The sequence below is a fragment of the Arthrobacter sp. 05L45_2 genome (genome assembly GCF_056397525.1).
The window spans coordinates 1-22149 of record NZ_JBFTNO010000032.1; the positions used below are offsets into that span (position 1 = coordinate 1).

General features: G+C 69.6%; 22 protein-coding genes. 17 read left to right on the forward strand and 5 right to left on the reverse strand.

The annotated features are described in order from the left end of the window. Positions 1 to 223: 223 nt before the first annotated feature. Together AC1DHD_RS04425 and AC1DHD_RS04430 are read right to left on the reverse strand one after the other, a co-directional pair. Complete coding sequence (locus AC1DHD_RS04425; RefSeq protein ID WP_476878535.1) at positions 224 to 1564, reverse strand: carboxylesterase family protein; 1341 nt, start codon at positions 1562 to 1564, stop codon at positions 224 to 226. A 127-nt stretch (positions 1565 to 1691) separates the two neighbouring features. Then, positions 1692 to 2180: an inorganic diphosphatase gene (locus AC1DHD_RS04430; RefSeq protein ID WP_441406094.1), complete on the reverse strand. Its 489-nt coding sequence runs from the start codon at positions 2178 to 2180 to the stop codon at positions 1692 to 1694. 153 nt (positions 2181 to 2333) lie between these two features. Here AC1DHD_RS04430 and dacB point away from each other — a divergent pair, with 153 nt between their 5' ends. From dacB to AC1DHD_RS04505, 15 genes are all read left to right on the forward strand, one after another. Further along, complete coding sequence (dacB, locus tag AC1DHD_RS04435) at positions 2334 to 3857, forward strand: D-alanyl-D-alanine carboxypeptidase/D-alanyl-D-alanine endopeptidase (RefSeq protein WP_476878536.1); 1524 nt, start codon at positions 2334 to 2336, stop codon at positions 3855 to 3857. A gap of 165 nt (positions 3858 to 4022) precedes the next feature. Continuing rightward, positions 4023 to 5153, forward strand: coding sequence for a zinc-dependent metalloprotease (locus tag AC1DHD_RS04440; protein ID WP_476878537.1), 1131 nt, complete (start codon positions 4023 to 4025; stop codon positions 5151 to 5153). Positions 5154 to 5251: 98 nt separating this feature from the next. Continuing rightward, positions 5252 to 6289 carry a tRNA lysidine(34) synthetase TilS gene (tilS, locus tag AC1DHD_RS04445; RefSeq protein WP_476878552.1) on the forward strand — a complete coding sequence of 346 codons (1038 nt, stop codon included), beginning with the start codon at positions 5252 to 5254 and terminating at the stop codon, positions 6287 to 6289. A gap of 31 nt (positions 6290 to 6320) precedes the next feature. Beyond that, the gene (gene hpt / locus AC1DHD_RS04450; protein WP_146336115.1) at positions 6321 to 6872 is read left to right on the forward strand and encodes a hypoxanthine phosphoribosyltransferase; all 552 of its coding nucleotides are present in this window, start codon (positions 6321 to 6323) and stop codon (positions 6870 to 6872) included. A gap of 201 nt (positions 6873 to 7073) precedes the next feature. After that, on the forward strand, positions 7074 to 9137 hold the full coding sequence (gene ftsH / locus AC1DHD_RS04455; RefSeq protein ID WP_476878538.1) for an ATP-dependent zinc metalloprotease FtsH: 2064 nt from the start codon (positions 7074 to 7076) through the stop codon (positions 9135 to 9137). A 63-nt stretch (positions 9138 to 9200) separates the two neighbouring features. Beyond that, a complete protein-coding gene (folE, locus tag AC1DHD_RS04460) occupies positions 9201 to 9803 on the forward strand; it encodes a GTP cyclohydrolase I FolE (protein WP_476878553.1) in 603 nt (200 codons plus the stop codon). Positions 9804 to 9815: 12 nt separating this feature from the next. Beyond that, on the forward strand, positions 9816 to 10751 hold the full coding sequence (folP, locus tag AC1DHD_RS04465; protein WP_476878539.1) for a dihydropteroate synthase: 936 nt from the start codon (positions 9816 to 9818) through the stop codon (positions 10749 to 10751). A gap of 12 nt (positions 10752 to 10763) precedes the next feature. Continuing rightward, positions 10764 to 11123 (forward strand): dihydroneopterin aldolase, encoded by a 360-nt coding sequence (folB, locus tag AC1DHD_RS04470; protein ID WP_476878540.1) that lies wholly within the window; start codon positions 10764 to 10766, stop codon positions 11121 to 11123. Then, on the forward strand, positions 11120 to 11677 hold the full coding sequence (gene folK / locus AC1DHD_RS04475) for a 2-amino-4-hydroxy-6-hydroxymethyldihydropteridine diphosphokinase (protein WP_476878541.1): 558 nt from the start codon (positions 11120 to 11122) through the stop codon (positions 11675 to 11677). Before folB ends, folK begins: the two co-directional genes overlap by 4 nt. Next, complete coding sequence (locus AC1DHD_RS04480; protein ID WP_476878542.1) at positions 11674 to 12198, forward strand: DUF3180 domain-containing protein; 525 nt, start codon at positions 11674 to 11676, stop codon at positions 12196 to 12198. The genes folK and AC1DHD_RS04480 overlap by 4 nt, the downstream gene beginning before the upstream one ends. After that, positions 12179 to 12691, forward strand: coding sequence for a PH domain-containing protein (locus tag AC1DHD_RS04485; RefSeq protein ID WP_476878543.1), 513 nt, complete (start codon positions 12179 to 12181; stop codon positions 12689 to 12691). Before AC1DHD_RS04480 ends, AC1DHD_RS04485 begins: the two co-directional genes overlap by 20 nt. 74 nt (positions 12692 to 12765) lie before the next feature. Beyond that, positions 12766 to 14289 (forward strand): PH domain-containing protein, encoded by a 1524-nt coding sequence (locus tag AC1DHD_RS04490; protein WP_476878554.1) that lies wholly within the window; start codon positions 12766 to 12768, stop codon positions 14287 to 14289. Then, positions 14282 to 15202 carry a Rossmann-like and DUF2520 domain-containing protein gene (locus tag AC1DHD_RS04495; RefSeq protein WP_476878544.1) on the forward strand — a complete coding sequence of 307 codons (921 nt, stop codon included), beginning with the start codon at positions 14282 to 14284 and terminating at the stop codon, positions 15200 to 15202. Before AC1DHD_RS04490 ends, AC1DHD_RS04495 begins: the two co-directional genes overlap by 8 nt. Before the next feature lies 1 nt (position 15203). Beyond that, complete coding sequence (gene panC / locus AC1DHD_RS04500; protein ID WP_476878545.1) at positions 15204 to 16091, forward strand: pantoate--beta-alanine ligase; 888 nt, start codon at positions 15204 to 15206, stop codon at positions 16089 to 16091. A gap of 93 nt (positions 16092 to 16184) precedes the next feature. Then, positions 16185 to 17657 (forward strand): MDR family MFS transporter, encoded by a 1473-nt coding sequence (locus AC1DHD_RS04505; RefSeq protein WP_476878546.1) that lies wholly within the window; start codon positions 16185 to 16187, stop codon positions 17655 to 17657. A gap of 54 nt (positions 17658 to 17711) precedes the next feature. Here AC1DHD_RS04505 and AC1DHD_RS04510 read toward each other — a convergent pair whose 3' ends face one another. From AC1DHD_RS04510 to AC1DHD_RS04520, 3 genes are read right to left on the reverse strand one after another with little or no spacing between them, the layout of a single operon-like run. Further along, positions 17712 to 18545, reverse strand: coding sequence for an alpha/beta fold hydrolase (locus AC1DHD_RS04510; protein ID WP_476878547.1), 834 nt, complete (start codon positions 18543 to 18545; stop codon positions 17712 to 17714). A 47-nt stretch (positions 18546 to 18592) separates the two neighbouring features. Continuing rightward, positions 18593 to 19219, reverse strand: coding sequence for a thymidine kinase (locus tag AC1DHD_RS04515; RefSeq protein WP_476878548.1), 627 nt, complete (start codon positions 19217 to 19219; stop codon positions 18593 to 18595). Between the two features lie 45 nt (positions 19220 to 19264). After that, a complete protein-coding gene (locus AC1DHD_RS04520) occupies positions 19265 to 20161 on the reverse strand; it encodes an alpha/beta fold hydrolase (protein ID WP_476878549.1) in 897 nt (298 codons plus the stop codon). Between the two features lie 66 nt (positions 20162 to 20227). Here AC1DHD_RS04520 and lysS point away from each other — a divergent pair, with 66 nt between their 5' ends. After that, positions 20228 to 21760 (forward strand): lysine--tRNA ligase, encoded by a 1533-nt coding sequence (gene lysS, locus AC1DHD_RS04525; RefSeq protein ID WP_476878550.1) that lies wholly within the window; start codon positions 20228 to 20230, stop codon positions 21758 to 21760. Between the two features lie 2 nt (positions 21761 to 21762). Next, positions 21763 to 21951: a hypothetical protein gene (locus AC1DHD_RS04530; protein ID WP_476878551.1), complete on the forward strand. Its 189-nt coding sequence runs from the start codon at positions 21763 to 21765 to the stop codon at positions 21949 to 21951. Positions 21952 to 22149 lie beyond the last annotated feature (198 nt).

Sequence of the window (22149 nt, forward strand, 5' to 3'; positions counted from 1 at the left end):
CCCACGGGGCAGTCGATCCCGGCCATATCGGTGGCGCCGAAGAGGCGCACAATCCCGGCGTCGTCGACGTCGAGGCTGACAGACAGAAGCCGGGCGGACCCGCCACTCCATTCCACGACGGCGGCCGCCGTCTTCTTGGTCGATGCGGCGAGGTCGACGCCGAGTGTCCTCACTGCCGTCCGCCGGCCGCGCTCAGGGGAGTTCGCACAGGTCCCGTTCCGGTTCAGATCGCCCGGTACCGGAACGCGCCGGGAATCCCGCCGCTGGGCTCCAGGCCCTTCCCGGAGGCGAAGCGCGCCCATACGGCCCGGAGTTGCCGGCCCGCAGCGTTGATGTCCTCCCAGCTTGCGCCCTCGACCAGCCCGGCGCCTTCCCAGGTCCGCCGGTTGCCGAACAGCAGGGGCAAGTCCACGGTGTGCGAGGCCCCGTAGAAGTTGCCCGGCGCGGCCCACGACAGGACGTAGCTGTAGGCCCTGCCGCCGGCGCGGGCGTGGCGCCGGGCGAACTTCCGGGAGGCCCTGCCGTAGACCGCCTCGGTCACGGCCCAGTTGATGGCCTTGAGCGCGGCGTTCCCGAGCAGCGGGACCTTTGCGAGGCGCCCGATGGCCCTGTTGCGCGGAAGGAACATCCTGGCTTCCTCGGAGGTGTGCCCGATSAGGACCTCGATTCCGGGWGCCGTGGYGTTCCAGGCGTCCTCGATACCGGCCTCTGCTGGCAGCGGGTCATGCCCGTACTGGGTGCCGAACGGCATGGCCGCAATCAGCCCGTACTTCCGGGCCACCTGGGAGACGTGCCCCTCGATTTCCACAACATCCATGGCCGGGGTCTCTGCGGTGACGGCCGTGGCGGCGATGCCCATGGCGCGGCTCATTTTCTCCCGGCCGCGGGTGATGCCCAGCGGGGCGCTTTGAATGATCGCGCGGCGGAACAGGGCGGGGGCCTCCGGCGTAGCCATCAGGTGGGCGACGGCGTCGCCGCCGGCGGACTGGCCGAACGCCGTCACGTTTGCCGGATCGCCGCCAAAAGCGCCGATGTTGCGCTGGACCCAGCGGAAGGCCTCGAGCTGGTCGAGCAGGCCGAGGTTGGCGGGCCGGCCGGTCCCCGCGGCCAGGTAGCCGAACAGGCCCAGGCGGTACGTTACGGACACCACGATCACGCGGTTCTCGGCGACCAGGGCGGTGGGATCAAAGATCGCGAGGTCGCCCGAGCCCGACGTGTAGGAACCGCCGTGCAGCCACACCATAACCGGCAACCGTTCGCCGCCGTCGAGGCCGCCGTCGGTGAGTCCGGCGGGCATGGTGATCGAGAGGCGCTGGCAGTCCTCACTGCCCGGGAGTTCGCCGTAGCGGGTTCCGAGGATCTCGTCCARGAACGGGACCGGCGCCTGCGGGCAGGCAGGGGCGGGTGAGGTGGCCGCCAGGGGTTCCGCCCAGTCCGGGGCGGCCGACKGCGGCTGGAACCGTGCGGCGGTGGCATAGGGAATCCCGGTGGCGCGGACGACGTCGCCGTCGCGCCATCCGGTCACCGGGCCGCAGGGCGGGCTAAAAACGGGCTCGGCACTCATGAACCAACAATTTCACACAATCCTGACCCGCGGCTGGCAGCGCAAAGTGGCTGCGTTAAACAGCAACGCGGGGCCCCGGCCCGGGCCATACGGCCGGAGGGTACCCCGCGTTCCTGATGAGGACGCGTTAGTGCGTGTGCGGAACGAAACGCTTGATGGAGGCTTCGAGCTCGGCCTCGGCGGCGGCGCGGTCGCCCCAGCCCTCGGCCTTGACCCACTTGCCGGGCTCCAGGTCCTTGTAACGGGTGAAGAAGTGCTCGATTTCCTTGATCAGGAATTCGCTGACATCGCTGATCTCGTTGATGTGGTCGAAGCGGGCGTCCGCCGGCACGCAGAGAACCTTGGCGTCGCCGCCGCCGTCGTCGGTCATGTTGAAAACGCCGATGGGGCGGGATTCGACGATCACCCCGGGGTGCAGGTCGAAGTCCTGCAGCAGCACCAGCGCGTCCAGCGGGTCGCCGTCCTCACCGAGGGTGTTCTCGAAGAAACCGTAGTGCGTCGGGTACTGCATGGAGGTGAACAGGACGCGGTCCAGGCGGACGCGGCCGGTCTCGTGGTCGACTTCGTACTTGACGCGCGATCCCTTGGGGATCTCGATGGTCACGTCATGCTTCATGGAATGCTCCTTGACGGATTCAGGGGGTGCGCGGCACACATGGCATCCGAAAAAATCAGTGCCGGTGCCGCCGACTACTATTGAGGATATAGCGACAGGCCCAGGTTTCAGGAACTAGTGGGGACATTTCGGGACTAAAGGACCAGCACCAGCATGAAACGCACACAGGGCCATGACGGCACGCCTCCGGCTCCCGGAAGGCTGGGGCGCACGGCCCCGATGCTGCTCCTGACCCTCCTGGTGGTGGTCCTCGGCATCCCGGCAGGCATCGCCGTCAGCCCCGGGTTCACCGGCCCCGCCCTGCCGCCGGAGCCGGCCCCGGCGGGCTCCTGGCAGCAGGTGCCTGCGACCCTCAGCGCTGCCGGCGGCAGCGGGTCGTCCTCGGTCGGCGGGCGGCGTCCGCTCACGGACGGGGCCCCTGTGCCCGACGCCAAGGTCCTCGCCACCCAGCTCGCAGCCACCCTGAAGGCCGACGGCGCCGGTTCTTTCAGCGGGGTGGTGCAGGACGCCATCACCGGCAACGTCCTCTTTGACCGTTCCGGCGACGAGCTCCGTGCCCCCGCCTCCAACATCAAGCTCCTGACGGCCTCCGCCGCGCTCCGCACACTGGGCCCCGACCGGCGTTTCAGCACTACCGTGGTGGCCGGCCCGACGCCCGGTACCGTGGTCCTGACCGCTGGGGGAGACGTCCTGCTGGGCGCCGGCAAGTCGGCGCCGGACGCGGTCCTGGGTCATGCCGGCCTGGACACGCTAGCGGCCTCGACCGTTGCCGCGCTGCGCAAGGCCGGGGTTTCCGGCCCGGTTTCCGTGCTGCTGGACGACACCCTGTTCAAGGGTCCCTCGCTCAGCCCGGCCTGGAGCCCGGACGACGTCGCGGCCGGCGAGATCGCGCCGCTGTTCCCGCTCGCGCTCAACTCGGCGCGCTTCGACCCCGCCGTCACCACCGGGCCGCGCCCGCGGGACGCCGCCATGACGGCCGCCGCGGCGTTCACTGACCGGCTCTCGGCCAACGGGGCCGCTGCCGGGATCACCGTGAAGCCCGGCGTCGCCCGGGTGGCCGCGGCGCCAAAACCCGCAGCCACCGGCCAGGCCGGCGCACAGGCAGGGGCCGTCCTGGCCGAGGTCCAGTCCGCGACAGTCAGCCAGCAGGTTGACCTCCTGCTGCGGACGTCGGATAACTACCTCACCGAGGTGATGGGCCGGATGGTCGCGGCGGCGAGCAACAAGCCGGCCACGTTCGAGGGTGCAATCGCCGCCGTGCTGCAGCAGGTCGACGACCTKAAAATCCCCGACGCCACGCTGCGGGCCGCGGACCTGGCCGGGCTGACCCTGGACAACCACGTCTCCGCCCGGCAGCTTTCCGCCGTCGTCCGCGCCATGACCTCCGGACCCGACACCCGCCTCCGCGCCGCCCTGGCCGGATTCCCGGTGGCCGGCCTGACCGGAACACTGGGCAGCCGCTACACGGACACCAGCACCGCCCGCGGCGCCGGCCTGGTCCGGGCCAAAACCGGGACGCTGAACACTGTGATCGCACTCAGCGGCTACGTCGTGGACGCGGACGGCCGGCTCCTGGTCTTCTCCTTCATTGGCAACGGTCTCACCCCCGGGGCGGCCGGAAACAAGGTGGCCCTGGACCGGACCGCCTCGGTGCTGGCGGCCTGCGGCTGCCGCTGACGGGCGCCGTTTCGACGGTTCCCCGCGTATCCGGCGCCTGGAGACGTCTAATCGGCAGGGAACCGTCGAAACGGGCCGCGGGCCGGGGCCGGCCGGCGGCTGGGTGCGTTCGCCGCCCGACGAATTTAAGGCGGATCGTCGGCCCCCTGTGATCTGATGGGGGCTATGGAGTCCTCTTCGCGCGAGACATCAACCGAGACATCAGCCCGGGCCCAGGCCCTTATCAACTGGGACCTCGCCGCGTCCACGGCCGCGCGGCTCACCCCGGCCGGACCGCCGCTGAAGTCCGCCGAGATCGGGGCCGCGGTGGAGAACCTGCGCCTGATGGCGGATATTTCGGTTCCGCATGTGCACGACATCACCGGCCTCGAAGCCGCCCGCGACCTCCGTGACTCCTCCGTCCTGGTGGTGGACCGCGCATCCTGGGCCAAGGCGAACACGCAGAGCTTCGCCGTGATGCTGCAGCCGGCCATCGAGAAAATGCTCGAGAGCCGCCGCGGCGCGGTGAGCCCGGGCGCGGCAAGCGTCAGCGGCGCCATCACCGGCAGCCAGYTGGGCGCGATCCTGGCCTTCCTCTCCAGCAAGGTCCTGGGCCAGTACGACCCCTTCTCCGCCCTCGCCCCGAACTCCACCGCCCCTGCCGCTGGACGGCTCCTGCTGGTGGCGCCGAACATCGTCGCCGTGGAGCGCGAGCTGAACGTCGCGCCCGAGGACTTCCGGCTCTGGGTATGCCTGCACGAGCAGACCCACCGCGTGCAGTTCGCCGCCGCCCCGTGGCTGCGGCACCACATGCTCGAACAAATCGAGGACCTCAGCGTCCACCTGCTGGGCAACGTCGACTCCATCATGGAGCGCGCCGCCGCGGCCGCGAAGGCGCTCAAGGACCGCTCCGCCACCGGCTCGGCACCGGGCCGCGGCGCCATCCTGGACCTGCTGCAGGACCCCGCGGAACGCGCGGCGATCTCGCACCTGACGGCCGTGATGAGCCTGCTCGAGGGCCACGCGAACGTGGTGATGGACGCCGTGGACGCAAGCATCGTCCCCTCCGTCAAGACGATCCGCCAGCGCTTCAACGCCCGCGGCCAGGACCGGGGCGCCATCGAGAAATTCATCCGCAGCCTGCTGGGCCTGGACGCGAAGATGCGGCAGTACAGCGACGGCTCCAAGTTCGTCCGGGAAGTAGTGGACGCCGCCGGAATGCAGGGCTTCAACCGGGTCTGGGAGTCAGCGGACCACCTCCCCACCGAGCCGGAGATCCACGACTCCAAGCTCTGGCTCGACCGGATGGGGCTCTAATCCACGTGCCCTCCCACACCCCACCGGACCTCCCCGCCGCATCCGGGGAACGACGCCGGCCCGGCAGGCTGGCGCCCGTCGTCGGCAAAGCCCGGAAAATGCTGCAGGACGCCCTCGCCGACGCCGGCTACCCCGCACGCGTCCTCGTGGCCTGCAGCGGCGGCCCGGACTCTCTCGCCCTCGCCGCCGTCGCCGCGTACTTCGGCCGCCGCGGCCACGTGGACGGCCACCCCGTATCGGTCGGCGCCGTCGTGGTGGACCACCAGCTCCARCCCGGGTCCGCTGACGTTGCCGCCGCGGCCGCCGCGGTGCTGCGCGAGCTGGAGCTCTCCCCGGTCCAGGTCCGGACAGTTGACGTCGCCTCATCCGGGATTGGGCCGGAAGCCGCCGCGCGGGATGCCCGGCACGCTGCCCTCGAAGCCGCCGCGGACGACGCCGGCGCCACCGCCATCCTGCTCGGCCACACCCTCGACGACCAGGCCGAACAGGTCCTCCTGGGTTTGGCACGCGGGTCCGGAACCCGCTCGCTCGCCGGTATGCGGCCCGCCCGGGGGCACCTATTGCGGCCGTTCCTGGGCCTGCGCCGCGACGACACCCTCGAGATCTGTGCCGTGGAGGGACTGGACCCGTGGCATGACCCGAGCAACGAGAACCCGGCCTTTGCCCGGTCCCGGACCCGGGTTGAGGTGCTGCCCATGCTGGAGGACAAACTCGGCCCGGGAGTCGCCGAGTCGCTGGCCCGGACGGCGTCCATCCTGCAGCTGGACGCCGACTACCTCGAGGCTGTGGCGAATGACACCTTCGTCCGCCTGCAGGAACGGACCGGCGGGGAGATCGCCCTGCCCGAAGCCGAGCTGGGCGAACTCGCCCCGGCGATCAGGTTCCGGGTGATCGCGAAAGCGGCTGCCGCCGTCGGCGGCCAACAGCCCAGCTACCAGCGGCTGCTGGCGGCCGAGGCACTGCTGCGCCGGCACGGCTCCGCCGGGCCGGTGGAGCTGCCCGGCGGTGTGAGCGTGTACCGGCTCTCGCTGGCCCAGCTGACCGCGGCCGGGCAGTCCGGTCCCGCCGCCGGTCCCCGCGAGGGCGCCCGCTGTGGGAAGCTTGTATTCCGGCCTCAAAAACCGCCGCACAAATAGTCGCACCCCCGCATCTACACAGGAGCCATTGGTGGATTCAAACGACGTCCAGGCAGACCTCAAGCACGTTCTGTACTCCAAGGAGCAGATCCAGACCAGGATCACAGAACTCGCTGCCCAGATCGACAAGGACTACGAAGGCCGCGATCTGCTGATCGTCGGTGTGCTCAAGGGCGCCGTGATGGTCATGGCTGACCTTGCCCGCGCCCTGCACAGCCACGTGTCGATGGACTGGATGGCCGTCTCCTCCTACGGCTCCGGCACCCAGTCTTCCGGCGTCGTCCGCATCCTCAAGGACCTCGATACCGACCTCATGGGCAAAGACGTCCTGATCGTCGAGGACATCATCGATTCCGGCCTCACCCTCTCCTGGCTCAAGACCAACCTGGAATCCCGCGGACCGGCCTCGGTGGAAATCTGCACCGCCTTCCGCAAGCCCACCGCCGCGAAGGTCCAGATCGACGTCAAGTACGTCGGCTATGACATCCCGAACGAATTCGTCGTCGGCTATGGCCTGGACTACGCCGAGAAGTACCGCAACCTGGACTTCGTCGGCACCCTGGCGCCGCACGTCTACGAGTAAGCCCCGGCGGTTCCCGCCGGCCCGCCGCCGGGTCTGTCCGGCCCCCGCACAGCCCTCCGCTACGCCGACAGGGAACTTTTGGCCGTGACCGTGCGTGACTTACTGCGACGGTGTATAGCTAGAACCTGACGCAGCACCACACGCGCGCAATTCGGTCGCCGTGCAGCACTACCAGGAGGGACGGGGCCAGCCCCCGATCAGATGAAAGCTAAGAGTTTCTTCAAGGGCCCGGGCATCTGGATTGTCGTCGTTATCGGCATGCTCCTGCTGGCCTTTGCAACCCTGGCCCCGGGCGGCTCCGCCCGTGTCGATACCGACAAGGGACTGGAAATGTTGTCCACCGGCAAGGTGGAACAGGCCAAAATTTTCGACGCCGAGAACCGCGTGGACCTGGTGCTGCGGGACGACTACCAGGCGGACGGGCAGAACAAGGGCAAGAACGTCCAGTTCTACTTCGTCAACGCCCGCGCGACCGACGTCGTCAAGGCCGTGACGGCCGCGAAACCGCCGAGCGGCTTCACCGACCAGCCCGTCGAGAGCAACTGGTTCTCCGGACTGTTCTCCCTGCTGGTGCCCGTCCTGCTGCTGGGCGTGCTCTTCTGGTTCCTGCTCTCCAGGATGCAGGGCGGCGGCTCCAAGGTCATGCAGTTCGGCAAGTCCAAGGCCAAGATGGTCAACAAGGACATGCCGCAGGTGACCTTCAGCGACGTCGCCGGCGCCGACGAGGCCGTGGAGGAACTCCAGGAGATCAAGGAATTCCTGCAGGAACCGGCCAAGTTCCAGGCCGTGGGCGCCAAGATCCCGAAGGGCGTGCTGCTCTACGGTCCTCCCGGCACCGGTAAGACCCTGCTGGCCCGCGCCGTCGCCGGCGAGGCAGGCGTGCCGTTCTTCTCGATCTCCGGTTCCGACTTCGTCGAAATGTTCGTCGGCGTGGGCGCCTCCCGTGTCCGCGACCTGTTCGAACAGGCCAAGTCCAACTCGCCGGCCATCATCTTCGTCGACGAGATCGACGCCGTCGGCCGGCACCGTGGTGCCGGCATCGGCGGCGGCAACGACGAGCGCGAGCAGACCCTCAACCAGCTGCTGGTTGAAATGGACGGCTTTGACGTCAAGACCAACGTCATCCTCATCGCGGCCACCAACCGGCCCGACGTGCTCGACCCGGCCCTGCTCCGCCCGGGCCGCTTCGACCGGCAGATCTCGGTTGAGGCCCCGGACCTGATCGGCCGCGACCAGATCCTGAAGGTCCACGCCAAGGGCAAGCCGATGGCGCCCGGCGTCGACCTCAAGGCCGTTGCGAAGAAGACCCCCGGCTACACCGGTGCGGACCTCGCGAACGTGCTCAACGAGGCGGCGCTCCTCACGGCCCGCTCGAACGCCAACCTGATCGACGACCGCGCCCTCGACGAGGCAATCGACCGGGTGATGGCCGGCCCGCAGAAGCGCAGCCGGGTCATGAAGGAACATGAACGCAAGGTCACCGCCTACCACGAAGGCGGCCACGCCCTGGTGGCGGCGGCACTGCGGAACTCCGCCCCGGTCACCAAGATCACCATCCTGCCCCGCGGCCGCGCCCTGGGCTACACGATGGTGGTCCCGGAAAACGACAAGTACTCCGTGACCCGCAACGAGCTCCTGGACCAGATGGCCTACGCCATGGGCGGCCGTGTGGCCGAGGAACTCGTCTTCCACGACCCGTCCACGGGCGCCTCGAACGACATCGAGAAGGCCACCGGGATCGCCCGCAAGATGGTCACCGAATTCGGTATGAGTGAGCGTGTTGGTGCCGTGCGCCTCGGCCAGGGCGGCGGCGAGCCGTTCCTGGGCCGCGACGCCGGCCACGAACGCAACTACTCGGACCAGATCGCCTATGTGGTGGACGAGGAGGTGCGCCGCCTGATCGAGAACGCCCACGACGAGGCCTACGCGATCCTGGTCGAGAACCGCGACGTCCTGGACCAGCTGGCCGTGGAGCTGCTGGAACGGGAGACCCTCAACCAGGCCGAGATCGCCCAGGTGTTCGCGGACATCCGGAAGCGCGACTTCCGCGAGATCTGGCTGTCCAAGGAGAGCCGCCCCATCCAGGCGGTCGGACCGGTCGAGTCCCGCCGGGAAAAGGCCGAGCGCGAGGCGCAGGAAGAAGCCAAGGAGGCCCGGCTCGAGGAACCCCTCGACGCCCGGCCGCCGCACGCCCAGGGAGTGCCCGGGCAGGAGCCTTTCGAGGGCGGCGTTACGGATCTGGGGCCTGACGGCCATCCCGGCTAGGCTTCTTCTGTGACTTCTTACTTCGACGACGACGACGTTCCCGCCACCGCCGGTTCCCTCCCCGTGGGAGGGCCGGCGGAGGCCTCCGACCAGCACGGCTCCAAGGTGGACCGCCCGCGGATCCAGGCGGCGGTCCGCGAGATCCTGCTGGCCATCGGCGAGGACCCGGACCGCAGCGGCCTGCAGGACACCCCGAAGCGGGTGGCCAAGGCCTACGCGGAGATGTTCGCCGGACTGCACCACGACCCGGCGGAAATCCTCGCCACCACCTTCGACCTCGACCATGAGGAACTGGTGCTGGTCAAGGACATCCCGTTCTACTCGACCTGCGAGCACCACTYGGTGCCGTTCCACGGGGTGGCCCACGTCGGCTACATTCCCTCCCACGACGGCAAGGTCACCGGGCTGAGCAAGCTGGCCCGGCTGGTGGACATGTTCGCCCGCCGCCCGCAGGTCCAGGAGCGGCTGACCACCCAGATCGTCGAAGCCCTCGTCACCCACCTCAAGCCGCGCGGCGCGATCGTCGTCGTCGAATGCGAACACCTCTGCATGTCCATGCGCGGCATCCGCAAGCCCGGTGCGAAGACCGTCACCAGCGCGGTCCGCGGGCAGCTGCATGACCCGGCCACCCGCGCCGAAGCCATGAGCCTCATTCTCGGAAGGTAACAAAAACAGACTATGGACTCCCTCGCCGCAGCCCCTGGAACCGGACCTGCCACCTCGCCGCTGCCCGTGCTGCGCAAGCCGCGCCCGGCCGCCAGCTTCAAGGACCTGCCCACGGACCGGACGCTCGTGATGGGGATCCTCAACGTCACCCCGGATTCCTTCAGCGACGGCGGCCGGCACGCGACCCCGGACACCGCCATCGCCGCCGGCCTGCGGATGTGCTACGCCGGCGCGGACATCATCGACGTCGGCGGGGAGTCCACCCGGCCCGGTGCCGCCGAGGTCAGCGTCGAGGAGGAACAGCAACGGGTCCTGCCCGTGATCGAGGCGCTGGCCAAGGCCGGTGCGCTGGTCAGCATCGACACCACCCACGCGGCCACCGCCGAGGCCGCCCTCGCCGCCGGCGCCACAATCATTAACGACGTCTCCGGCCTGACCATCGAACCGGCAATGCTGGAGCTGGTGGCCCGCAGCAACGCGCCCTACGTCCTCACGCACCGCCGCGGCGACGCCGGAACCATGGACTCGCTGGCCGAGTACGGCAACGTCGCCGAAGAGGTCGCCGCCGAGCTCGCCGGCATCCGCGACAAACTGTATGCCGCCGGAGCCACCCCGGAGCAGCTCATCCTGGACCCGGGCCTGGGCTTCGCCAAGAACGAGGCGCAGAACTGGGAACTGCTGCAGAACATCGACGTGCTGCAGGCCATGGGCCACAAGGTCCTGGTCGCCGCGTCCCGGAAGCGCTTCCTGGGCAGCCTCCTGACCGTCGCCGGCAAGGCCGCCCAGCCCGAAGAGCGGGACGCCGCCACCGCAGCGGTCACAGCGATCAGCGCCTACCGCGGTGCGTGGGCTGTCCGCGTGCACGACGTCGGCCCCAGCCTCGACGCCGTCAAGGTCGCCGCCCGCATCGCCCCCGCGCCGGTACCGGCCGTGCCCGGCAACAGCTAGGCCGGGCACACCATGGACCGGATCACACTGAGCGGCGTCACCGCCGTCGGACATCACGGGGTGTTCGATTTCGAACGCCGCGACGGCCAGCCGTTCGTCGTCGACGCCGTGCTGCACCTGGACTTCGGCCCGGCGGCCGCGAGCGATGACGTCCTCGACACCGCGCACTACGGCGAGGTGGCCGAGTGCATCAAGGGGTGGATCACCGGGACGCCGCTGAACCTGATCGAGGCCCTCGCCGTCCGGATCGCCGACGACGTTCTCCGCCGCTTCCCGGTAGCCGCCGTCGACATCACCGTGCACAAGCCGAAGGCGCCCATCGAGGTCGACTTCGGCGACGTGTCCGTCAGCGTGCACAGGGGACGGCCATGAGCCTGCCCACTGCGTGCTACACCCGCGCCGTGATCGCCCTCGGCAGCAACCTGGGGGCACGCAACGACACCCTCTCCGCCGCCGTCGCCGACCTCGTCGATCCGCCGGAAGTGCGGCTGCTCGCGATCTCCCCGATCGTGCAGACCAAGGCCGTGGGCGGGCCGCCGAACCAGCCGGATTTCCTGAACATGGTCATCGCCGTCGAAACCTCGCTGTCCCCGGAAGAGCTCCTGGAGCACTGCCACGCGGTGGAGCAGAAGCACCTGCGCGTCCGTGAGGTCCACTGGGGCCCGCGCACCCTGGACGTGGACATCATCACCTACGGCGACGTGGTGAGCTCCGACCCCGACCTGACGCTCCCGCACCCACGCGTGGCGCAGCGGGCCTTCGTGCTGTACCCCTGGTCCCTGATCGACCCCGCGGCCGAGCTCAACGGTGAACGGGTGGGGGACCTCGCCGTGAAGGCCCCCGACTTCCCCGACCTCGAACCGTTCGACGGCTTCGAGGACCCCAGCGGCGTGGCCGGTGCAGCCGGCGCGGCGGAGGCCTCGTGAAGCTCATCAACCCGCTCCTGCTGCTGGTCATTGGTGTCTCGGTGGCCGTCTTCGGCTGGCTGGCGGCCCTGATTGCCGCCCGCTACAGCCTGGACACACCAGTGCTCCCGCTGACAGCCCTGGTCACCATGGGTGTGATCGTGGCCGCCACCCTGATCCTGGGCATCCGCGTCCTCCGCTGGCGCAACGGCAAGAAAAAGAAACTGCTCAACCCGATCCTGGCCGCATGGACGCTGGTCCTCGCCCAGGCCTGCGCCTACACCGGAACGGTCCTGCTGGGCTGGCACGCGGGAATCTTCTTCGACCACCTGAGGCTCTGGAACGTGCGCAGCGGCCAGTCCATCACCTGGGAAACGCTGGCGATGGCCGGCGGCGGACTGGCCATGGTGGTGGTCGRCCTGCTCGTGGAGCGCTTCTGCCGGATTCCCCCCGAGGACGGCGACGCCGAGGGAACCCCCGGGGTGCAGGGCAAACGCGGCAAACCCAAGGCTGAGGGCGAATATGCGTACCGAGGCGATTGACCCGCCCGGGGTGGACTGGCGGCGGGTGTCGCCGCGGTACGTCCCGGTCCGGGTGGCGGGGTGGGCGCTGGGCAACCTAGCCGCCGTCGTCCTCCTGTCCCTGCCCCTGATCCTGGTCCTGGGCGGTGCCTGGGACTGGCCCCCGCTGTGGCTCGCCATCGCCGTGCCGGCCGCCGCCCTCCTGGTTGCCATCTGGCGGCTGGTGCTTATCCCGCGCCAGGTGCGGTCCATCGGTTATGCCGAACGCGAGGACGATCTCCTGATCCGGCGCGGCATTTTCTTCCAGCGGGTGCTGGTGGTGCCCTACGGACGGATGCAGTACGTCGACATCGGGGCCGGTCCGGTGGAACGCGCCTTGGGCCTGTGCACCGTCAAGCTCCACACCGCCTCTGCGGGTACCAGCGCCCAGATCCCTGGCCTGCCGGCGGCCGAGGGCGCGCGGCTGCGCGAACAGCTCTCCGCCCGCGGCGAGGCCCGTCTGGCCGGACTGTGACCGCCGACGGCGAGGACTGGCGGCGCGTCCATCCGGCGTCGCCCTTTGTCCGGGGCTGGGTGGCGCTGGCCGCGATGTTTGTCTTCTTCGGCCGGGACTCCTTTGAACGCCTGCTCCAGGGCGGGCCGGTCTTTGACGACAGGTTCGCCGGACGGGCGCCGTGGCTGCTGCTCGGCGGCGGCGGGGTACTGCTGCTGACCGTCCTGGGGTTTGTGCTGAGCTGGTACTTCACCCGCTACCAGGTCGCCGACGGCTACGTCCGGGTCAACAGCGGGTTCCTGTTCAAGCAGCAGCGCCAGGCCAGGCTGGACCGGGTCCAGGCCATCGACGTCGTGCAGCCGCTGCTGGCCCGGATCTTCGGGCTCGCCGAGCTCCGGTTCGAAGTGGCCGACGCCGGCCAGTCCGCCGTACACCTGGCGTACCTGCGCGCGGATGAGGCCCGCCAGCTCCGCGCGACCATCCTCGCCGGCGCCGCCGGCGGCGCCACACCCGCCGGTGGCGCCCCGGCGGCAGCCGGAATCCCCGGAACTCCCGGAACTCCAGAAGTTGCCGCGAACCCGGAACCGGCCGCGGGCCGCCCGCCGGCCCCCGCGGTGGAGGCGCCCGAGCACACCGTGCTGACCGTGCCGCCGGGACGCCTGCTGGGCTCCCTGGTGCTCAGCGAGCAGAGCGTGGCTATTGTCCTCGGTGCCGCGGCGTCGGTGCTGTTGTCCGCCGTCACCGAGAACAGGGGCTTCTACCTGTACCTGATCCCGGCCGGCCTCGGCCTGGTAGCCGCGTACTGGAACTCGTTCAACAAAGGGTTCAATTTCACGGCCGCCATTTCCCCCGACGGCATCCGGCTCCGCTACGGGTTGCTGGACACCCTGGCGCAGACCCTGCCGCCGGGACGGATCCAGGCCCTGCGGGTTCTCCAGCCGCCGCTGTGGCGGGTGTTCGGCTGGTACCGGATCCAGGTGAATGTGGCCGGGTACGGAACCTCCGGCGGCAACGGCGAGGGCTCGTCCCGGACCACCCTGCTGCCCGTCGGCACCTACGCTGAGGTGTTCACCATGCTCTCCCTAGTCCTGCCCGATCCCGGCACCCCGGACCCGGCGCGGGTGTTCACGGCGGGATTGACCGGCCTCGCGGGCACCGGCCGGTCGCACGGGCCCGGTGCCCGGCCTGCCGTGCCGGGGGCACCCGACGACGGCGGTTTTGTCACCACCCCGCGCCGTGCCCGCCTGCTGGCACCACTGGGCTGGCGGCGCAACGGCTTCGCGGCCACCGAGACCGCGCTGCTGCTCCGGTCCGGCCGCTGGTGGCGCCAGCTGGTCCTCGTTCCGCACCAGCGGACCCAGTCGATCGCCCTGCAGCAAGGCCCGGTGGCGCGGCGCTTCCGGGTGGCCGACCTCGTCCTCCACACCACGGCCGGGCCGGTGGTGCCCCGGCTGATCCAGGCCGGGCTGGACGAGGCACGGGACCTGCTCAACGCGCAGGCCGCCCGGGCCCGGACTGCCCGGCGCCGGCAAACCAGTGAACACTGGCGTGCCGGCACCAACCACCCCGGACCCGGTCCGGAGAACCACGTACCAACGGAAGGGCCGCAGCATGCCTAAGCCAGGACGCCTCGGCGTCGGAATCATCGGAGCCGGCAGGGTGGGCGCCGTCCTGGGGGCTGCGCTGCGCGCCGCAGAGCACGCCGTCGTCGGGGTCTCCGCGGTCTCGGAAGCGAGCCGCGAACGCGCGGAAACCCTGCTGCCCGGCGTTCCCATCCTCGAGGTGCAGGACATCGTGGAACGCGCCGAGCTGGTGCTCCTGGCCGTCCCGGACGACGCCCTGGGCCCGCTCGTCGAGGGTCTCGCGAAGCTGGGTGCGTGGCAGCCCGGGCAGCTGGTGGCCCACACCTCGGGCCGCTTCGGCGTCGGGATCCTGCGTCCGGTCCGCGCCGCCGGCGCCGTGCCCCTGGCGCTGCACCCGGCCATGACATTCACCGGGATGAGCCTTGACCTCACCCGGCTGCTTGACTGCAGCTTCGGTGTCACCGCCGACCCGGCAATGCTGCCCATCGCGCAGGCCCTGGTGGTCGAGATGGGGGCGGAGCCGGTAGCGATCGCGGAGGGGGACCGCGTCCTGTACCACGCGGCCCTGGCCCACGGCTCGAACCACATGGTCACCCTGGTGGCGCAGGCCTCCGAACTCCTGCGTGAGGTGGGCGTCGACGCCCCGGAACGTATGCTGGGCCCCCTGCTGCGCGCCAGCCTCGAAAACGCCCTCGCCTCGGGGGAGTCGGCCCTCACCGGTCCGGTGGCCCGCGGGGATGCGGGGACGGTCGCCGCGCACACGGAGGCACTCCGCGAACTCGACCGCGGCTCCGGCGGCGATATTCTTGACGCGTACCTGGCCATGGCCCGGGCAACGGCCCGCAGGGCCGGAAGCCGCGGCCTGCTGAAGCCAGGACAGGCCGACGGTATCCAGCGGGCGCTCGAGGCGCCCGGCGCCGGCGGCCCGATCCCCGAGGAAGGACCCTGACATGGCTATCCGGCTCGTGACCACGGCTGCCGAGCTGCGCGCCGAAAGCGCACGGCTGCTCACCGCCAAACGGGGCAGCTCGCAGGGGCTCGTCCCCACCATGGGCGCCCTGCACGAGGGCCACGCCCAGCTGGCCAGGACCGCCGTCGAACAAAACGACGTGGTGGTGGCCAGCATCTTCGTCAACCCGCTGCAGTTCGGCGAGGCCGTGGACCTTGAGCGCTACCCGCGGACCCTTGACGCGGACCTGGCCCTGCTCGAGGCGGAGGGCGTGGATCTTGCCTTCGCCCCCTCTGTCGAGGAGGTCTACCCCGGCGGGGAACCGATGGTGCGCATCACGTCGGGGGCCCTGGCCRACAAGTGGGAGGGCGCCTCMCGGCCTGGGCACTTCGACGGCGCCCTGACGGTGGTSGCGAAGCTGCTGCACTACGGACTGCCGGGCGCGGGGCAGGCGGCCTACCGGGCGTACTTCGGCCAGAAAGACGCCCAGCAGCTGACCCTGGTCCAGCGGATGGTGGCGGACCTGAACTTCCCTGTGGAAATCGTGCCCGTCCCGATCGTCCGTTCCCCGGACGGCCTGGCGCTCTCCAGCCGGAACCGGTTCCTCACCGCGGCCGAACGCGACGCCGCCCTGGTCCTGTCCCGGGCGCTGCGGCTGGTCGAGGAGCGTGCCAACGCCCACCAGCCGCTGGACCTAGACTCCGCCCGGGCCCTGGTGGAATCGCAGCCGCTCGTGGAACTGGACTATTTCGACGTCGTGGATCCGCGCACGCTCGAACCGCTCGCGGAGAACTGCCGGGAGACCCCGTTCCGCGGCGAGGGCCTGGTCCTCATCGCGGCCAAAGTCGGGCCGGTGCGGCTGATCGACAACGTCCCCCTGGATTCCTGACCCGCGGCGGGAATGAGCGGGCGAATAGAATGGTTGGCAACTGAGGCAGCGCCGTCGCGCCGAACCCCCGTCTCAACTCCCTGAGGGAACACCATGTCTACAGATGTCTCGCCCAGCGCACCCAGCGACCCCGCGCAGACCACGGTAAGCCCCGCCGCGGGGGTGGCCGCGCCGGAGAAACTGTCCCGGGAGTCCGTCACCATCATCGCGACCCTTTTGGTGGCSACCTTYGTSGTGATCCTCAACGARACCATCATGAACGTKGCCCTGCARCGGCTGATGGTGGACCTGAACRTYGATGCSCCCACCGTSCARTGGCTGKCCACSGGYTTTATGCTGACCATGGCCGTGGTCATCCCGACCACCGGATTCATCCTGCAGCGACTCTCCACCCGCGCTGTCTTTATGCTCGCCATGGGACTGTTCTCCGGCGGCACCCTGCTGGCCGCCGTCGCCCCGGGCTTTGAGGTGCTCCTCCTGGCCAGGATCGTCCAGGCCGGCGGCACCGCGATTATGCTTCCGCTGCTGATGACCACCATCCTGACCCTGGTGCCCGTCTCCCGGCGCGGCGCCGTGATGGGGAACGTCAGCATTGCGATCTCCGTCGCACCGGCCATGGGACCTACCGTCTCCGGGCTGATCCTGCAGAACTTCTCCTGGCGCTTTATGTTCGTGTTCGTCCTGCCCATCGCCCTGCTCGCGTTCGGCATCGGCGCCCGGTTCCTGCGCAACATCGGCGAAAAGGAAAAAACCCGCTTGGACGCGCTCTCCGTGATCCTGACCGTGCCGGCGTTCGGCGGTGTGGTCTACGGGCTGAGCCAGATCGGCGGCAGCCAGGGCAGTGCCGCCACCGGTGCGGTCGCAGCGCTGGCCGTCGGCGTTGTCGCACTCCTGGCTTTTGTCCTGCGCCAGGTGCGGCTGCAGCGCTCCGACGCGCCCCTGCTGGACCTGCGCGCGTTCAACTTCCGGATGTTCACCGTGTCCGTGCTGCTGCTGGTGGTCGCGATGATCGCCCTGTTCGGCGCCGTGATCCTGCTGCCCCTGTACCTGCAGGAAGTCCGCGGCCTCAAGTCACTGGAAACCGGACTCGCCCTGCTCCCGGGCGGACTCGCGATGGGCCTGTTGGGCCCGGTGATCGGCCGGCTGTTCGACAAGTTCGGTCCGCTGCCGTTGACCGTGACCGGGTCCGTGCTGATGGTGCTGTCACTGTGGCAGTTCTCGACGCTGGACGCCCAGACCCCGGTCGGCTGGATCATCGCGCTGCACGTCACCCTGAGCCTGGGCCTGGCCCTACTGTTCACCCCGGCCTTCACCACGGGCCTGAACCCGCTGCCGCCGCACCTCTACTCGCACGGCTCGGCCATTATGAGCACCCTGCAGCAGGTCGCTGGCGCTGCCGGCACGGCCCTGCTGGTCTCCATCTTCGCCGTCGTCTCGGCCGGCTCGGGCATCACCGCGGGTATGCACGCGGCGTTCCTGACCGCAGCGGCCATCGCGCTCGCCGCCGTCGTACTCGCGGCCCTGATGCGCAAGACCGAAGGCGCCGCGGGACCGGGCGGGCACTGACCGCAGCCGGCGTCCGCGGGCGCCGGTCCGGCAGCCGGCCGGCCCGGCGTGGGCCTAGCCGGCGAAGAAGTCGCTGAGTTCGGCGATGAGCTTGTCCGGGGCCTTGTTGACGCCGTCGTGGCCCATGCCCGGCAGGATGGTGTAGCTGGAGCCSGASAGCACGTCRTGGATCTGCCCGCAGGCCACCCCGAAGTATGCCGGGCTCTTTTCGCCCACAACGATCAGCGTCTCCAGCGGCAGCTCCAGGAACGGCTCGGCCGGCATGTCCGCCGCGATGATCGCCCTGATCTCGCGGACGCCGGTCTTCATCAGKTCGCGCAGCTGCTTGCCGAYSGGSGTGCCSGCSGTMAGYTTGTTCGCCAGCGTCAGCATGGACAGCGGCATCCTCGAGAGCGCGCTGCCGGTCTCGAGGCCGCGCACCAGGACGGCGAGGGCACGGTCGTCGTCGCCGGCGGCGGTCAGGCGCTCGTACTCCGGGATCCAGTCGGCGGAAACGCTGTGGTTCACCGACACGGCGGGGTCGTACACCGCCAGGCGTTCCACCGGCAGGGTCCTGGCGGCGTGCAGCGCCACCGCCCCGCCGAAGCTGTGCCCGAAGACGTCCGTGCTGGCGGTGTGCTTCATCACGGCGTCGAGATCGCGGATGTCCGCGTCCAGTGTGTAGTCCTCCGCCTGCGGGGACGAGGAGCCGCGGCCGCGGCGGTTGAACGTATGGACCGGGCGGCCCAGGGCGGCGCTGAGTTTCTGCGCGAACCGGGTGTAGTCGGCGGCCGTCACCATGGAGGCCGGGACGACGACGACGCCGGAACCCGCCGCGGCWAGCTCCGCGCCCGTGCTGAAAAGCTCAAGGGTGCCGCCGTCGGGGGTTCTGATGTTCTCGCGGGTCATGCTCCGAGCCTAGCCGAGCCGCCCGGGTCCGCACAGCAGGGACGGCTTCAGCTGCCCAGCCGGCCGCCGGAGATCTCGAGGTAGCACGAGCCGCAGAGCGACTCGTACCAGGCGTCCTGCCCGTCGATGGCCACCTGGTCGCCGTCGAACACCACGTGGTCGCCGATCCGGCGGGTATTAAAGATGGCCTTCCGGCCGCACCGGCAGATGGTCTTGAGCTCTTCGAGGGTGTGCGCAATTTCCAGGAGCCGCAGGGACCCCGGGAAGGCGCGGGTGCGGAAATCCGTGCGGATGCCGTAGGCCAGCACCGGAACGTTGTCCAGCACGGCGATGCGGAAGAGGTCGTCAACCTGCTCCGGCTCCAGGAACTGCGCCTCGTCTACCAGCAGGCACGCCACGGGCGGCGTGTCCACGTGCTGGAGGAGGGCGTCGGGATCGTCCCCGTGGGCCTGGGCCGAGAACAGCTGCCTCGTCGACGCCCCGGCCGGGATCAGGAAGTCCACCGAGCGGGTCATCCCAAGCCGGGACACGACGTCGGCGTCGCCCTTGGTATCGATGTCCGGTTTGGCCAGCAGCACCCGCTGGCCGCGCTCTTCGTAGTTGAAGGCGGCCTGCAGCAGGCCCGTCGACTTGCCGGAGTTCATCGCGCCGTAGCGGAAGTAGAGCTTGGCCAAGGGGGTCCTTTCGACATAGGTCGCCCCCGATTCTAGTGCCAGAAGTCAGCGGGCCTGCCGCAGCCGGCGGCGGATCCTGAGCCGCGCCGGAATGTCCACCCCGTCCAGCAGGAACCTGGCCGCTATCAGCGCGAGCCGCCGGTTCCCGGGCCGGATCGGTCCTTCGTGCAGCTGGCCCGGGACCGAGGCGAACTCAATGGCGGGGACGGCCGCCGCCAGCTGCCTCCCCGTGTCGGCAAAGTAGGCCGGGCTCCACCCGCCGGTGAGCATCAGCGTCGGCGCGGTGATGGCGGCGAAGTCCGCAAGCCCGGCGTCGGCGGGCAGCACGGCACGCATCTCGGCGACGGCCGTGGGCAGCAGTTCCCGCATTTCCGCGCCGAGGGTGGTCCGGGCCGAGAGGATGCTGAGCATCCGCAGGGCACCCAGCGGCAGCCTCGACACCGGACCCGCGGTCTCGAGGCCCTGGACCAGGAGCGCCCACGCATTGTCTAGTTCCCCGGCCGCCACCGAGCGTTCCAGTTCCGGCCGCCAGCGGCTGGCCAGGTTCCCCGCCAATGACACCGCCGCGTCGTAGGTCACCATGCGGCGGATGGGGTGGGTGCGGGCAGCCTGGAGCGCCACGAAGCCGCCGTAACTGTGGGCGACGACGTCGGTTGAACCGGTGTGCCGGAGCACGGCGGCGAGGTCAGCCACTTCCGTGGCCGCCGAATAGTCCGCGGGCTGGGCCGAGGAACCGGCGCGGCCGCGGCGGTTGTAACTGTGCACCGGACGGCCGAGCAGCCGGCCCAGGCTCCGGGCGAAGGATCGGTACAGGGCGTCGGTGACCAGGGTCCCGTGCACCAGCACGACGCCGGCCCCGGCGGCCGCTTCCGGCGCGGGCGGGAAGCTGTGCACCTCAAGGTGCCCCGCGCCGTCGTCCGTCGGAATCGTGCTTGTCTCCACAGCCTCGAGTCTATTCCCGTGCCCGCCGGACCGGAGGGGGCTGAACGCCCGGTAAACTTAGGGATTGTGACTTCCCAAAACGCCCCCGTCCCGAACAACGCCGCCGAGCCGCACGATGCCAGCGAACAGACGCTGGTCCGTATGGAGAAGCGCGCCAAGCTGATCGAGCGCGGCGTCGAGGCGTACCCGGTGGGGGTCGAGCGCACCCACTCGCTGACCGAAGTCCGCGAAAAGTACGCCCACCTCGTGGCCGATGAAACCACCGGCGACGTCGTCGGCGTGACCGGCCGCATCGTCTTCATCCGCAACACCGGCAAGCTCTGCTTCGCCACCCTGCAGGAGGGCGGCCTGGACGGGAAAGCCGTCCGGCTGCAGGTGATGGTCAGCCTGGCCAACGTCGGCGAAGAGGCGCTCGCCGACTGGAAGTCCCTGGTGGACCTCGGCGACCACGTCTTCATCAAGGGCGAGGTGATCTCCTCGCGCCGCGGCGAACTCTCCGTGATGGCCGATTCCTGGTCCATGGCGTCCAAGGCCTTGCGGCCGCTTCCCGTGCTGCACGCCGAACTGAACGAGGAAACCCGCGTCCGGCAGCGCTACGTGGACCTGATCGTCCGCGACGAGGCCCGCGAGATGGTCTACACCCGCGCCGCGATCACCCGCTCCATCCGCGAAACCCTGCACCGCCAGGGCTACGTGGAGGTGGAAACCCCGATGCTCCAGCTGGTGCACGGCGGCGCCACGGCCCGCCCGTTCGAGACGCACATGAACGCGTTCGACCAGAAAATGACCCTCCGGATCGCCACCGAGCTGTACCTCAAGCGCACCGTGGTGGGCGGAATCGACCGCGTCTATGACATGGGCCGGGTCTTCCGCAACGAGGGTGTCGACTCCACCCACAGCCCCGAATTCACCACCCTGGAGAGCTACGAGGCCTGGGCCGACCAGTTCGTGATGGCGGACCGCATCAAGGAACTCATCCTTGACGCGGCCGACGCCGCCGGCGTGGGCCGCGTGCTCCAGACCGAGGCCGGGGAGATSAACCTCGACAGCGACTGGGCCTGGATGGCCGTCTACCCGGGGCTGTCCGACTTCGTGGGCCAGGAGATCACCCCGGACACCACCGTTCCGGAACTGCTGGCCATCGCGGCCAAGCACGAGGTCAAGGTGGATGCGGCCTGGGACGCCGAGAAGCTCGTGGTGGAGCTCTTCGGCGAGCTGGTCGAGCCCACCCTGCTCAACCCCACGTTCGTCTACGACTACCCGCCCTCCGCGCAGCCGCTGGCCCGCCAGCACCGCGAGGACCACCGGCTGATCGAGGCCTGGGACCTGATCATCGGCGGTATGGAGCGCGGCACCGCGTTCTCCGAGCTGATCGACCCGGTGATCCAGCGTGAACGGCTCACGGAGCAGTCGCGCCGTTCCGCCGCGGGCGACGTCGAAGCGATGCAGCTGGACGAGGACTTCCTCCGGGCCCTTGAATACGGTGCCCCGCCCATGGGCGGCATCGGCCTCGGCATCGACCGGCTGGTCATGCTTTTCACCGGCGCCGGCATCCGCGAGACCATTCTCTTCCCGCTGCTCAAGCCCGAAGGCAACTGATTATGGAATACATTGCCGTCCTGCTCCCGTCCGTTGTGGTGGGGCTCCTCTTCTGGTTCGCCATGAAGTCGATTTTTAATGCCGACAAATCCGAGCGCAAGGCAGAGGCGCGGGCCCAGGCGGAGGCTTCCGCCCGCGGTCCGGAGCAAAATCCCGCCGCCGGGTCCGGGCATTCCCCCGAACAGCCGTAATACCGGCGGGCTATTCCTGCCCGGATTTCCTTTGGGCAACCATTTTCACTTTGACTCTGAGCCATATAAAGATGGATAATTTCTTCAGATACATCCTGCTTTTCTAAAAACTCGACCTTTTGAAAAGAGAGTCTTTATGGCACAGAAAGTTAAAATCATCCTTGTTGATGATCTGGATGGGGGATCCGCGGACGAAAC